General features: G+C 72.0%; 12 protein-coding genes. 3 read left to right on the top strand and 9 right to left on the bottom strand.

Annotated features, from left to right (window positions below):
• Window positions 1-21 precede the first annotated feature (21 nt).
• The 7 genes from AB0O76_RS41720 to AB0O76_RS41690 all read right to left on the bottom strand — a co-directional run bounded on the left by AB0O76_RS41720 (window position 22) and on the right by AB0O76_RS41690 (window position 8,378).
• On the bottom strand, window positions 22-1,224 hold the full coding sequence (locus AB0O76_RS41720; RefSeq protein ID WP_365502559.1) for an MFS transporter: 1,203 nt from the start codon (window positions 1,222-1,224) through the stop codon (window positions 22-24).
• Window positions 1,224-3,173: an IucA/IucC family siderophore biosynthesis protein gene (locus tag AB0O76_RS41715; protein ID WP_365502557.1), complete on the bottom strand. Its 1,950-nt coding sequence runs from the start codon at window positions 3,171-3,173 to the stop codon at window positions 1,224-1,226. The genes AB0O76_RS41720 and AB0O76_RS41715 overlap by 1 nt, the downstream gene beginning before the upstream one ends.
• Entirely contained in the window at window positions 3,170-4,360 is a 1,191-nt protein-coding gene (locus AB0O76_RS41710) for an ATP-grasp domain-containing protein (RefSeq protein WP_365502629.1), read from the bottom strand. The genes AB0O76_RS41715 and AB0O76_RS41710 overlap by 4 nt, the downstream gene beginning before the upstream one ends.
• An 84-nt stretch (window positions 4,361-4,444) precedes the next feature.
• Window positions 4,445-5,452, bottom strand: coding sequence for an iron-siderophore ABC transporter substrate-binding protein (locus AB0O76_RS41705; protein ID WP_365502555.1), 1,008 nt, complete (start codon window positions 5,450-5,452; stop codon window positions 4,445-4,447).
• A gap of 54 nt (window positions 5,453-5,506) precedes the next feature.
• Complete coding sequence (locus tag AB0O76_RS41700) at window positions 5,507-6,361, bottom strand: ABC transporter ATP-binding protein (protein WP_365502553.1); 855 nt, start codon at window positions 6,359-6,361, stop codon at window positions 5,507-5,509.
• Entirely contained in the window at window positions 6,358-7,413 is a 1,056-nt protein-coding gene (locus AB0O76_RS41695) for an iron ABC transporter permease (RefSeq protein WP_365502551.1), read from the bottom strand. The genes AB0O76_RS41700 and AB0O76_RS41695 overlap by 4 nt, the downstream gene beginning before the upstream one ends.
• Window positions 7,410-8,378, bottom strand: coding sequence for an iron ABC transporter permease (locus tag AB0O76_RS41690; protein WP_365502627.1), 969 nt, complete (start codon window positions 8,376-8,378; stop codon window positions 7,410-7,412). Before AB0O76_RS41690 ends, AB0O76_RS41695 begins: the two co-directional genes overlap by 4 nt.
• 298 nt (window positions 8,379-8,676) lie before the next feature.
• Between AB0O76_RS41690 and AB0O76_RS41685 the strand changes: the two genes are divergently transcribed.
• Window positions 8,677-9,543, top strand: a complete 867-nt coding sequence (locus AB0O76_RS41685) for a (2Fe-2S)-binding protein (RefSeq protein WP_365502625.1) — start codon at window positions 8,677-8,679, stop codon at window positions 9,541-9,543.
• Window positions 9,544-9,982: 439 nt separating this feature from the next.
• A complete protein-coding gene (locus AB0O76_RS41680; protein ID WP_365502549.1) occupies window positions 9,983-10,159 on the top strand; it encodes a hypothetical protein in 177 nt (58 codons plus the stop codon).
• A 155-nt stretch (window positions 10,160-10,314) separates the two neighbouring features.
• On the opposite strand, the gene AB0O76_RS41675 is transcribed toward AB0O76_RS41680, so the two are convergent.
• Together AB0O76_RS41675 and AB0O76_RS41670 are read right to left on the bottom strand one after the other, a co-directional pair.
• On the bottom strand, window positions 10,315-11,046 hold the full coding sequence (locus AB0O76_RS41675) for a Clp protease N-terminal domain-containing protein (RefSeq protein WP_365502547.1): 732 nt from the start codon (window positions 11,044-11,046) through the stop codon (window positions 10,315-10,317).
• A 78-nt stretch (window positions 11,047-11,124) separates the two neighbouring features.
• Complete coding sequence (locus tag AB0O76_RS41670; protein WP_365502545.1) at window positions 11,125-11,775, bottom strand: HD domain-containing protein; 651 nt, start codon at window positions 11,773-11,775, stop codon at window positions 11,125-11,127.
• Between the two features lie 154 nt (window positions 11,776-11,929).
• On the opposite strand from AB0O76_RS41670, the gene AB0O76_RS41665 reads away from it, so the two are divergent.
• The gene (locus AB0O76_RS41665) at window positions 11,930-12,928 is read left to right on the top strand and encodes a DJ-1/PfpI family protein (protein WP_365502543.1); all 999 of its coding nucleotides are present in this window, start codon (window positions 11,930-11,932) and stop codon (window positions 12,926-12,928) included.
• The last annotated feature ends 100 nt before the right edge of the window (window positions 12,929-13,028 follow it).

Here is a 13,028-nt window from a genome sequence, read left to right as displayed (position 1 = left end):
AACGGCTCCAGCGGATGCGGACTAGCGGCGGAACGTGGCGGGAAGGACGGCGGCGATCAGGGCCACCAGGGCGATCGCGGTGCCGGTCAGGACGGGCGCGGACGGGCCGAACAGGCTGCTGCCGGCCGCCGCGGCGAGTCCGGCGGCGACCGCGCCTCCTTTGGAGACGAGCTCGAGCGAGCCGAACATCCCGCCGGGCGGGCGGCCTTTGGCGCAGTCGGCGGCCAGCACGGAAAGGCTGACGAGGCCCAGCGTGAGCCCGGCGCCGAGCAGCAGCCGCACGCCGACGAAGGCGGGCAGCGAATCGGCGGCGCCGTGCCCGGCGAGACCGAGCGCGATCACGGCGAACCCGGCGGCGATCCCCGGCCCGGGGCGGCGCTCGAAGAGCTGGTGCACGCGCATCGCGAACAGCAGGTAGCACAGATGCGGCAGGGCGAAGAGCGCGCCGGACGCGACCGGGGATACGCCGGGTATTCGGTCCTCGATCAGCGCGATCAGATAGGGGAAGGAGATGACGGTGGAGAAGACGAAGGCGAACTCGAAGGCGTAGAGCGCGGTGAGGGGGGTGAGCGGTCCTTTGGTGTCCGGCCGGTCCGTCACGGCCGCTTCGGCGGGCTCCGCGCCCGGTTCCGGGAGCAGGGCGAGCATCGCGGCGGCGGCCAGCGGCAGGACGGCGAGCAGTGCGTACTGCCGGTGCGGCGAGATCCACGGCGTCAGCGAGCCGACGGCGATCGGCGCGAGGACAAGGGCCGCCCGCGCCGCGCCCTGCATCAGCGTCAGCGCCCTGGACAGGCTCGACCCCTTCAACGCTGCCGCCAGATAGCCGTTGGACGCGGCGAAGGTGCCGCCGAGGATGCCTTGGAGGACCAGCGCCGCGGTGAACGCGCCGAGCGAGTCGGCCCAGCCCGCGAGCAGGAACGAGACGGCGAGGCCCAGTTGGGCCCGCAGCAGCAGCCGTTTTCGGCCGAACCGGTCGGCGGCCCGGCCCCACAGCGGGGCGCCGAGCGCGCCGAACACGGTCGGTACGACGTACAGGAGTCCTGCCCAGCGTGCGGTCGCGTCACCGAGCCCCGGCAGGATCTCGGTCAGGAACGGTGGGAGCCCGAGCGCGGCGAACGACGCCACGAAGTAGCAGGCGGCGACGGCGTGCACCTGCCGCCGCCCGAACGGGGAGCCCACTGCCGGGCCGTCCGCGAGCGCTCGCGGTGACGAAGCGGTGGCCATCACGAAATGCCTGTCCGCAGGAGGTAGTTGGGGCCTGTCGTGTAGTGCTTGTTGATGTCGGCGGCCCCGGAGCGCTCCTTGGAGAGCAGGGTGCCCGCGGTGACCATCGCCTTGACGGGCAGCTCCGGAGCATCCAGGACGTTCGCGCGCAGCAGCGCTCCCGGCTCTCCGGGCCCCGTGCCGAGCCGCGCGACCGCCTCTGCCAGCCGGTCGCGCACGAGCCGCAGCAACAGCTCCAGCGGGGCACGGCCGTGCCGGGCGAGCCCGAAGGCGTAGGCGCCCGCGCAGAGATGGACGGTGATGGTGGTGAACAGGTCGAGCACGGGCGCGTAGCTGTCGACGAAGATCCGCCAGTCGTCGAACTCCGTTGGGTCGGGGGCCTGTTCACCCATGACGTCACGGAGCCGTGCGTGGTGGATGCGTGGCCCGTCGTTGTCCTTGAGCAGCAGCCGAAGGCGAGTCCGGCCGGGGGCCTCCTCGTCCAGGACCAGCGAGATGTTCTGCTGGTGCGACTCCAGGGCGATGCCGTGGGCGAAGAGGGTGGTCTGCCAGTCGAAGAGGAGGGTGAGCGCGGAGTCGAGCAGGGCGACCGGATCGCCGCCGTAGAACCGCTCGGCCAGGTGGTCGATCAGGAGTGGGCCGTCCCCGCCGGGGGCCGGGCACAGCAGGGCGGCCATCGGCACGACGACGGCGTCGTCGAGGCCGGCCGGATACCGGCGCAGGAGCACGGCGAGCAGTTCATGCCCGGCGTGGGCGTAACGCGTTTCGTCGGCGTGCAGGACGGTGCCCTGGAAGCGCGGTTCACGGGCGATGACGGCCTCGATGAGACGCTGGCCCGCGGCGCCGTCGACGAGCGTGCCCGGTTTGATGGTGCGCCGGTTGCGCAGCCCCAAGGTGGCGGTGGCGAGCGGCAGTTTGAGGTGGTGCGAGGCGTCCGCGGCGAGGGCGACGGTCCGCATCGACAGGGTCGGTACGACGTCGGGTCCTGGCCCGTCCAGGAGCGTGGCCCGCCCGTCGAGCCCCGCCTCGCGCAGTGCGTCCCGCAGGGGGTCGCCGACGGTCAACGGGTGTACGGGGAAGACGTAATGGCCCCCCTCGCGGTTCGACGGGCCGGCCGCGAACGGCGAAAGACAGGCGCCGGAGCCGCCGCCCACGGTGACGTCCTCCACCGGTACGGCCAGTTGCCGCAGCGCGAAACGGGGGTGGAACTCGGGTGCATACGCACGGAGTTGGGAGGCGTCAAGTCCCGAACGGCCGCGCGACGTCGGATAGACCGGGTGATCGGCTCGCGCCGCCAGCGTGTCGAATCCGAGTCCAGCGCCGAGACCGGCCCAGGTGGCCGGGTCCTTGCCGAGCCGGTCGGTGAGGAGGGTGTCGATCTCCTCCCGTGTCCCGGCGTGCAGCCGCATGGCGTCAAGCGCCTGCCCGCACTCCTCGGCGAAGGCGTCGAACCCGGCGCGGTCGACGGGCTCGGCGAGGTCGCTGAGCGCGGCCAGAATTCTGTCCGCGTGGTCGAGTCGGACGCCATCGGACTCCCGCTGGAGCAGCGGAAGCCGTGCGGCGTACGCCCCCTGAAAGCCATCCTCACGGACGGGCATCAGCAGGGCGTCACCGGGTTCGGCCGGCCCAGGCGTGCCGGCGGCGGCATCAGCGCCGTGGTGGTCGGCGGCGGTGTCGCTGGGCCCAGGGCGGGACGCGGTGCTCGTCATGGCTCCCGCGGAGCCGGTCCGCCCCGCGCCCGTGCCGCCCGGGACCGCAGGCCGCGAGTCCCCGGCCGCCCCGCCTCGCGCGGGCACCGGCAGTCGCAGCCACAGGCCGTCCGGCCGTCGCACGGGCTCGCTCCGGGTGCGCCACCCCACGACGTCCTCCCGCAGGAGGGTGCTCAGGACGCGTAACAGGAGGTCCGTCTCGGTCCCGGCGGCAGGCGCCAGGTCCGTGGTGCGCGTCACGGGGTGATCTCCCAGTGCTGTGCGGCGATGAAATCCGCCACGGCGCGGTCCACCGCCGCCTGGTCGGTGCCGGTGGCACGCACGACGCCGAGGAAGTCCCGGTTGGTGCCGTACAGGTCGTGCCGCTCGCCGATGCGACGCAGCGGACGGTACGTCAACTGCACGCCATCGAGCGTGACTTCGCCCGCCGTCGGGGCCGCCGTCAGCGTTCCCGCACGTTGGGCACAGGGGTAGTCGAGCCGTGCCCGTCCGTCGGTCCGTGCGCCCAGCGAGTCGGGGAGCGGCTCGCCCAGATGCGTACGGAGGATGTGCTCGAAGAGCGGGATGCCGAGGAGCTGTGCGAGGAGCAGATCGCACTGGTCGCCTATGGCGCGGTAGTTGACCTCTATGAGCCGCGCCCGGCCGTCCGCCACCACGAACTCCGTGTGGCAGGCGCCGAACCCGACGCCCAGCGCGTCCAGTTGGGCGAGGACCTGCGCGACCACCGGCTCCGGATGCGCGGGTTCGAAGGCGAGCCGCTCCTCGATGAAGTACGGCGGCGGGGACAGCTCCGTGCGGAAGCCGCCAAGGACATGGCGCAGCCGGCCGTCGCCGAGGGTCTCCAGGGTGCACAGCTCCCCGGCGAGATACTCCTCGACGACCAGCGCCGCACCGGGGCGCCTCGCCTGGATCTCCGCGCACCGCTTCAGGAGCTGATCGGGCCCGTCGACCAGGACCACGTCCTCGCTCGCCACACCCTCACGGGGTTTGAGCACGCACGGGTACGGCACGTCGAGCGCGGTGAGCCCCGCCGGGTCCTGCCCCGCGGCGAGCTCCGCCGACCACGCCGCGTCGGCGCCCGCGGCGGCGAGATGGCGGCGCATCTGCGCCTTGTCCTTGGTACGCAGCGCCGCCCGCCAGTCCTTGCCGGGCAGCCCGAAGTACTCGGCGGCCAGGGCGGTCTGGGTCTGCAGGTGGTCGCTGTTGGTGAAGACCGCGTCGGGGGTGTGGTGCGTCGAGATCCGGCTGATGACGGCGCGGAAATCGCGTACGTCGCACTCCAGGATCTCCAGGTCCGGGTGCCCGGCCCGATGGGACTCGGGCTGATCGGTGAGGAGGGTGACGTCGAGGCCGAGTCGGCGTGCGGCGGGCAGAAAGCCTTCGGTGACCGAGTCGGTGGGGTTGCGGGCAAGGACGTACAGCCGCATGGGCGAGTCCACTTCCGGGTGTGAACGCGGGTGCGTGAGGGGGGAACGGGGACGGCCTTGTGAGGGCCGCCCCCGTGAAAAGTCCTACTTCTTGGGGAGTTCGACTCCGGTCGCCTTCGCCACGTCCTCAAGAACGTGCTCCGCGGCCTGGACGCCGATGCCCGACATCCACGTCTCGTCCGGCACGGTGAAGACCTTGTCCTGCTTGACGGCCTTCAGGTCCTTCCAGACGGGGTTGGACGTGACGTCCTTCTTCTGGGTCTTGTCCGGTGCGTCGGCAACCGTCACGAAGATCAGGTCGGCCTCGGCCTTGTCGATCTGCTCGGGGCTGACGTCCAGCATCGGCTTCTCGGGGTCGGCCGAGTTCTGCGAGGCAGGGCGGGTCAGGCCGATGTCGTTCAGGACGATGCCGCTGTAGGAGGACTTCTGGTAGAGCCGGGTCGGGCCCGCGATGAAGCGCACGACCGAGGCCGACGGCATCTTCCCGTCGTACTTCTTCTTGATGGAATCGCCCAGGGCCTTGGCGCGCGACTCGTAGCTCTTCATCGCGGTGTCGGCCTGCTTCTCCTCGCCGAGCGCCTTGGCGTGGACCTTCAGGTTCTCCTTCCAGGGGGCACCCGTGGTCTCGGTGAAGACGGTCGGGGCGATCGCCTTGAGCTTGTCGTAGACCTTCTCGTGGCGGACCTTGGAGGACAGGATCAGGTCGGGCTTGAGGGAGGCGATCAGCTCCAGGTTCGGCTCCTCCATCGGGCCGACGTCCTTCACCCCGCCGATCTTGTCCTTGAGGTACGAGGGGAAGCCGCCTGCGGTCTTGAAGTGCGGGGAGACCGCGCCGACCGGCTTGATGCCGAGCAGCGTGACGTCGTCGAGCTCGCCGGTGTCGAGGACGACGACCTTCTGCGGGCGCGCGGGAATCTCGGTGCTGCCCATCGCGTGCTTGATGGTGCGCGGGAAACCGGCGTCGGCGGCGGAGTCCGACTTGCTCTTGCCGTCCTTGTCGGATTCGCCGCCGCACGCGGCGAGCGTGCCGGTGCCGATGGCGACGGTGAGCAGGACGGCACTGAGCCTGCGGGAAAGGCTTCTGGTGGTCATGAGGGTTTGATTCCCTTGCTGTGAGCGGAGGTTGGGACGGGACGGACGCGGCGATCAGGCGGGGACGGCCGGATCGCCCGTCGTGCGGCGGGGGGCTCTGCCCTTCGGCACGACCAGCGGGGTGCCGGTCTCCGGGTCGGGGATGACCCGGCAGTCGACGTCGAACACGTCCTTGACGAGATCGGCGTCGAGTACATCGGCGGGCGCCCCTGCGGCGGCCAGCTGCCCGTCCTTGAGGACGACCAGATGGTCCGCGTACCGGGCGGCCTGTCCGAGGTCGTGCAGCACCATCACCACGGTGCGGCCCGCCTCGGCGTGCAGATCGGCCACCAGATCGAGTACGTCGAGCTGGTGCCGCAGATCGAGGAAAGTGGTCGGCTCGTCGAGGAGCAGCAGTTCGGTGTCCTGGGCCAGCGCGAGGGCGATCCAGGCGCGCTGGCGCTGACCGCCGGAGAGCCGGTCGACGCTCTGTTCGCGCAGCTCGGCGGTGCCGGTGCGCTCCAACGCCTCGTCCACCGCGGCCTGGTCGGCCTTGGACCAGGGGCTGAGGAAGGTCTGGTGGGGGTAGCGGCCCAGGCGTACGAGGGCTTCGACGGTGATGGCGTCGGGCGTGACCGGCTGCTGCGGCAGCAGGCCCATCCGGCGGGCGAGCGCCCGCGCCGACATGCGGTGGATGTCGGCGCCGTCCAGGGCGACACTGCCGCCGGCGGGGGCGAGCAGCCGTGTCAGGCCTCTGAGCAGCGTGGACTTGCCGCAGGCGTTGGGGCCGACGATCGCGGTGACCGCGGCACCGGGCAGGGTGACGTCGAGGCCGCCGACGACGACCTTCTCGCCGTACCGCAGGTCGAGGCCGTGCGTGGAGAGCTGGTTGGCGGGGGACGTCCGCGCGGACGTCTGGGTGGGGCTCATGCGGCACTCCGGTTGACGGGCCTGCTCTGTCGGATCATCAGGACAAGAAGCCAGGGGGCGCCGAGCGTCGCGGTGACCACACCGACCGGAAGCCCGGATACCGGCAGCAGATGCTGGACGATCAGGTCGGACGCGAGCAGCAGGATCGCTCCCGCCAGGCCGGTGAGGGCGAGCGTCCCCGGCGTCGGCGGGCCCGCGACGAACCGCACCAGGTGCGGCACCGCGAGCGCGACGAACGCCACGGGTCCGGTGAGCGCTGCGGCCAGCGAGGCCAGGACGATGGCGGTGATCAGGAGTTGGAGCCGCGCGGCGGACGTGTTCAGGCCGAGTCCGCCCGCAGACTCGTCGCCCAGGTCGAGGACGGCGAGCCGCCGCTGCAGGGCGAAGGCGGCGATGAGCGCGAGCGCCATGGCGCCCCCGGCGGCCCACACCTCCGTCCAGGTCCGCCCGTAGAGCGATCCGGTGGTCCACTGCACGGCGGAGCCCGCGAGTTCGGCGGGGAAGCGCACGACCATGAGGTTCACCGCGGCGGCGAGGCCCGCCTGGACGGCGAGGCCGACGAGCACGAGCCGGGTGACGGTGAGCCCCGAGCGCCAGCCGAACACCCCGAGCAGCAGCGCCGCAAGGAGACCGCCGCCGAGCGCGGCCACCGGGATCAGCGTCTGCGAGGCCCCGGTGGCGAGCAGCACGACGGCGCCGAAGGAGGCGCCGCCGGTCACGCCCATCACGTCGGGGGAGGCGAGCGGATTGCGGAACACCCGCTGCAGCAGCGATCCGGCGATCCCGAGCCCGATCCCGGCGATGACCGCGGCGATCATCCGGGGCGCCCGGAAGTCCTGCACGACCAGGACATCGCCGGGGTCGCCGAGCCCGACAAGGCCGCGCAGCGCGACGGAGGCGGACAGCGGTATCTGCCCGGTGGTCAGGGCGAGCGTGACGAGTACGAAGAGGACGGCGAGGCCGACCACGGCGAGCAGCCCGACCCGGCGCCGCTGCCTGGCCCGCGCCCCGGTCGGCGCGGCCTTGACGTCACGTACGGACAGGACGGTCATCGGGCCACCTTCCGGGCGAGGACCGCGAGCAGCGGTGCGCCGAGGAAGGCGCTGACGATGCCGACCTCCAGCTCGGAGGGGCGCACGACGACCCGGCCGAGCACATCGGCGGCGAGCAACAGCAGCGGCCCGGCGATCAGACAGCCCGGCACGAGCAGCCGGTGGTCGGAGCCGACCGCCAGCCGCACCAGGTGCGGGGCGGCGAGCCCGATGAAGGCGACGGGCCCGGCGACCGCGACCGCCGAACCGGCGAGCAGCACGACCGCGATGCCCCCGATCACCCGGATCCTGGCCACCGGCACGCCGAGCGCATGCGCCGAATCGTCGCCCAGGGCGAGGGCGTTGAGGGCGGGCGAGATCGCGAGGGCCATGACCAGACCGATGACAAGGGTCGGAAGCACCGGCCAGAGCACGTCGAGGGTGCGCCCGGACAGTGATCCCGCGAGCCAGAAGCGCGCCTCGTCCAGGGTGCGTTCGCTGAACAGCATCACGGCCTGGGTCCAGGACAGGAGCACCATCTGCAGGACCACACCGCCGAGGGCGAGCCGCACCGGGTCGAGGTCACCGGCGCGGCGGGCGAGCAGCCAGGCGAGCATCCCGGCACCGGCGGCTCCGGCGAAGGCGAACCACAGGTACTCGATGGGCTGGGTGAGCTGGAGGGTGTAGATGGCCACGACCACCGCGAAGCCCGCACCCGCGTTGATGCCGAGCGTGGTCGGCGAGGCGAGCGGGTTGCGGGTGATGCCCTGGGCGACCGCCCCGGCCACGCCGAGCGCGGCGCCCACCGCGAGCGCGACGACGGTGCGCGGCAGGCGCAGCCCCGTGACCACGATCGCGTCCCGCCCGTGGGCGTCGCCGAAGAGGGCGTCGGCCACCGTGGACAGCGGCACGGGGCGTGACCCCAGGGCAAGGCTCAGCGCGGCGCACAGCACCAATGCGCCGAATCCGGCGATGAATAGAGGGATCCGCCGTGCTAGAGGGATCCGCCGTGCGGAGAGGCTGCCTGGTGGGGCGGCCCGATCGATCTTGGACACGGGGGCAGAGTTTAGGTTAGGTATACCTAACGCTGTCAACTCGCTGTGAAGGCCGCATCACGCGGGGCGGCGGAGAGTAGCGGCGCGCCGTTCACGATGAGGCACCGCGACGGAAAATAAGGTAAGCCTTACTTGGTCGCGGTGGATTGTTCCGCCGGTATGCGACCGATCGACCTGCCCTGCATCGACCTGCCTGCATCGCCCTGCCCTGCGAGGAGTACGAGTGCCGCTGACCGTGGCCCCGGCGATGGCGCCGACCGCCACCGCCCTGAGCCCCGCCGCCCTGCTTGCCGCGACCTACCGGCGGCTCGCCGCGCGGTGCGAGACGCTTGCGGTCACGGTCGCGAAACGTGACTCCGCGGCACGTCAAGGGTGGCTCACCGGCGCGGAGTTGGCGCAGCACCCGGGGGCGCTCGCGGCATTCGTGGCGGCCGAGGCCGATCGGATCCGCGCGGGCCACGACCACACGCCACGGCCGGACGTCGCCGCGTCCCGAGCGCTGCACGGCTATCTCTGGTCCGTCTCGCTGCTGATGAGCGGCGCGTGGTACCTGGAACGTCGCGTGCCGCGCATCCGGCCCGATGACGTACGGGTCGACCTGGCGACCGGCGCCTTCGAGGTCGTCCCCGGCTCCTTCGCCTGCTTCTCCGACGACCCGGCCGCCGGGCTCCCCGGCGTCCGAGTGCTGCCGGACGAGGAGTCGCTCCGCACCGAACTCCGCGCGGCGGTGGTCGCCCACATGCGGCCGCTGCTCGATGCGATCGGCCCTCAACTGCGGCGCGGGCCAAGGGCGTTGTGGGGCATGGCGGGTGACGATCTGATCTCCGGGATCTGGTACCTGGGGCGGATGGCCGGCCAGGAGGAGGAGTCGCTGCGGGCCGTCGACGCGCTGCTTCCCGGGCCCGTCGAGCCCTTCCCCGGCGGCGCCGCCTTCCGGCACCTGACGACCCGTGACGGGGAGCGCCACCCGACCCGGACGCGCCTGGGCTGCTGCCTGTACTACACGATCCCGGCCGCCGACGCCTGCGGAACGTGCCCCCGCGTGTGCGACGCCGAACGGCTGCGCAGGCTGGAGGCGGAAAACGCCGGCGCCTGAGGCGGCTTGATGCTCCGTCAAAATCCGGGCGGTGAACTGGTGATGAGAAATCGTGCCGGGCGGTCGCTGTCGTTGAACCACTGGCGCGGGACCGGCGCCGCGTAATAGATCGTGTCCCCTGCCTCCGGGGCGTAGGGCTCCTCGCCCCCCCGAGGGCGAGCCCGATCGTCGCGGGACGATCGTGTCCCCGCCCTCCGGGGCGTCGGGTTCATCGCCCCCGAAGGTGAGCCCGATCGTCGCGGGACGGCGCCCGGGTGCCGCCGCGCGCCGCGGCGCCGACGTCCCCGCTCCCCGTAGCATCACGCCGACGCCCACGACAGGAGTCGCCCATGTCCCGGTCCACGACTGAGCCCTCCGCGCCGTTCGCCGTACCCGTCATCGACATTACTCCGTACGTCGTGGACGGCGGCCCGGAGGCCTGGACGGCCTGACCGGCGCCGTGGACGGCTTCTTCGAAGCGTTCAACATCGGCACGGAAGCCCGCTCGTTCCCCGGCCTCGCCCTCTCCGAGGACGACTACGGGCTCAACGTCTGGCCCGCCGAGGTCTCAGGCTTCGAACCGGCGGTGCGGAGCTACTTCTCTGGATGTCCACGCTGCACCGCGTCAAGCCGCTGACGAACTCGCCTACGAACCGATCCTCGTACGCGACCACATCAAGGCGAAGCTGGCGGGCTCCCGGCAGGGCAAGGCGAATGTGGCGGCCGTTCGGGAGGCGGCGCGAGTCCTCGCCGCCGCCGAACGGGAGACGCGGGCCTGAAATGCCGGATGTGTCAGACCTGTTCGTGGGCGGCACGGATCGCCTCCACCGCCTGGACGATGTTCGCCTCGGCGGTCGCCTTGTCGATGCCGAGGCCCGCGAGCGCGCCCGCCCCGTCCTCCGCCTCGAGGAGCGCGAGCAACAGGTGCTCCGTACCGATGTAGTTGTGGCCCAGGCGCAGCGCTTCACGGAAGGTGAGTTCGAGGACCTTCCGCGCGGGCGCGTCGTACGGGATGAGGTCGGGCACCTCGCCGACCGCGGGCGGCAAGGCGTCGGTGATCCTCTCGCGTACGACATCGAGGTCGACGCCCTGCGCGACGATCGCCCTCGCGGCGAGCGCGTCCGCTTCGGTCAGCAGGCCGAGGACGAGATGGGCGGTGCCGATCTCGTCGTTGCCGCCGGCCCGTGCCTCCTCCTGCGAGGCCATGACCACCTTCCTGGCCCGCTCGGTGAAGCGGCTGAATCCCTGCCCGGGGTCGAGATCCGACGCCTCGCCGGGATTCTTGGGCACGAACCGCTTCTGCGCGGCCTGCCGGGTGACTCCCATGCTCTTGCCGATATCGGTCCAGGAGGCGCCCGAGCGCCGGGCCTGGTCCACGAAGTGGCCGATGAGATGGTCGGCGACATCGCCGAGGTGATCGGCGGCGATGACGGCGTCGGTGAGCTGGTCGAGGGCGTCGGTGTGGACCTTCTTGATGGCGTCGATCAGGTCGTCGAGACGGATGGGGTGTGAGGGCTGCGTCATGTGTCAACCGTAGGTTGACAATCCTTCGACCGTCAACCCCGAGTTGACACTTCCGGCTGCTCCGACTACCTGCTCTGACTACTCCGCCCAAGGGGAGTTCCGGATCACCTCGACGAAGTCGCCGCGGGTGTGGCCCGGGACGAAGTGCGCGAGGACATCGGCCTTCACATTCCCGAAGGCGGTCTCCGGCTTGGGTGCGACGCCCTCGGTGAACGCCTCCAGGATGCGGCGCTTGAAGTCGGGGCGCGGGTGCAGCGCGGTGATCGCGGCACGGTCCTCGGCGGTCAGGTCGTCGTAGCCGATGCCCAGTACGTCGTACTCGACGCCTGCGGTGACCAGCGCGACCTCCGGCTCCATGAACTCGGGGACGCCCGGCGTCGTGTGGAGGGCGATGGCCGTCCACACCCGGCGCATGCCGTCCTCGGGGACGCCGTGGCTCCGCAGGAAACGCCGCGCCTCGTCGGCGCCGTCCACCTCGAAGCGGCGGCCGCTGCCGTGGAACCGCTCGCCCAGGCCCAGGTCGTGGAACATCGCCCCGATATAGAGCAGTTCGGGATCGAAGCTCAGCCCGCGTCGCCCGCCCTGCAGGCTGCCGAACCAGAAGACGCGGCGGGAGTGGTGGTAGAGCAGCTCGCTCGTCGTGTCCCGCACCAGTTCGGTGGCCGCGGCGGCGAGCTTGGTGTCGGGGACGGAGACTCCGGCGGCGGTGGAGGTGGCGGTGGTGCTCATGGCGTGACTCCTGTCTTCGGCGGGCGGTGGGCGTGGCCCTGTGGGCCGTGGCGCCCGGTGGGACCCAGCCTGCTCGCGGCGCACACCCCACGGCCATGTCCCTGTGGACAGGTACCCCACACATCTGGACACGCTCCCCGGCTACCGTGGCCCCGTGCCCCAACAGCCGGACCGACCCCGCCCCCACCAGGTGCCCCACCACGTATACGTCCTCGCCTTCGACGGCGTACGCCTCCTCGACGTCGCCGCACCGCTGGAGGTCTTCACCACCGCCGCCCGCTACACCGGAGGCGGCTACCTGGTGCGGGTCTGCACACCCGACGGGCAGGACGTCACGACATCGACCGGGCTGCGGATCGCGGCCGACCTGCCCGCCGCCGATGTGCGCCGCACGGACACCCTGATCGTGCCGGGCCACGCAGAACGCGTCACGTTCGACGGGCGGGCCGAACTCGTCGAGCTGGTGGGCCAACTGGCGGACGGCGCCGGGCGGTTGGCCTCCGTGTGCACGGGGGCGTTCGCGCTCGCCGCCGCGGGACTCCTGCACGGACGCCGGGCGACGACGCACTGGGAGCATGCGGCGCGGCTCGCCTGGCTGTACCCGGACACCGACGTGACGGCGGACGCCATCTACGTCCAGGACGGCCCGGTCTTCACCTCGGCCGGGGTCACCGCGGGCATCGACGTCTGCCTGGCCCTGGTCGAGCAGGACCACGGCCCCGACCTCGCCCGCCGGGTCGCCCGCGACCTCGTGGTCTTCCTGCAACGGCCGGGCGGGCAGTCCCAGTTCTCCGCCGCCTCGCGCACTCCGGCGACGGGCCACCCGGTGCTCCGCCCGCTCCTGGACGCGATCGCCGCCGACCCGGCGGCCGACCACCGCCTCGCCGCCCTGGCCGCGAAGGCCGCGGTCAGCCCCCGCCACTTGACCCGCCTCTTCAACCAGCAACTCGGCACCACCCCGGCCGCGTACGTGGAGTCCCTCCGCTTCGAGGCGGCCCGCATGCTCCTCGAACGCGGCGCCAATGTCACAGAAGCGGCCGAACGCAGCGGCCTCGGCAGCGACGAGACGCTGCGCAGGGTCTTCGCCCGCCACTTGGGGACGACGCCGTCCGCGTACGCGGCGCGTTTCCGTACGACGGCGGTCGGAGCGTGACGCGGGCTAGGGCCTGTCCGATGGGTCCTGCCGGGGTCGCGACCCCTGGCACGCCCATCTGCGGCGTTGTCGTCGGTTGCCAACGCTCCGCGTTGTCGCC

Origin of the sequence: Streptomyces sp. NPDC086554 (genome assembly GCF_040686095.1) — a bacterium.
Lineage (GTDB): Bacteria > Actinomycetota > Actinomycetes > Streptomycetales > Streptomycetaceae > Streptomyces.
This window is presented reverse-complemented; position numbering and strand designations above follow the sequence as displayed.

Coding starts and splice junctions, on each gene's coding strand:
- AB0O76_RS41695 (WP_365502551.1), bottom strand. CDS start 7,413: ATGACCGTCCTGTCCGTACGTGACGTCAAGGCCGCGCCGACCGGGGCG.
- AB0O76_RS41700 (WP_365502553.1), bottom strand. CDS start 6,361: ATGAGCCCCACCCAGACGTCCGCGCGGACGTCCCCCGCCAACCAGCTC.
- AB0O76_RS41675 (WP_365502547.1), bottom strand. CDS start 11,046: ATGACGCAGCCCTCACACCCCATCCGTCTCGACGACCTGATCGACGCC.
- AB0O76_RS41710 (WP_365502629.1), bottom strand. CDS start 4,360: ATGCGGCTGTACGTCCTTGCCCGCAACCCCACCGACTCGGTCACCGAA.
- AB0O76_RS41670 (WP_365502545.1), bottom strand. CDS start 11,775: ATGAGCACCACCGCCACCTCCACCGCCGCCGGAGTCTCCGTCCCCGAC.
- AB0O76_RS41705 (WP_365502555.1), bottom strand. CDS start 5,452: ATGACCACCAGAAGCCTTTCCCGCAGGCTCAGTGCCGTCCTGCTCACC.
- AB0O76_RS41720 (WP_365502559.1), bottom strand. CDS start 1,224: ATGGCCACCGCTTCGTCACCGCGAGCGCTCGCGGACGGCCCGGCAGTG.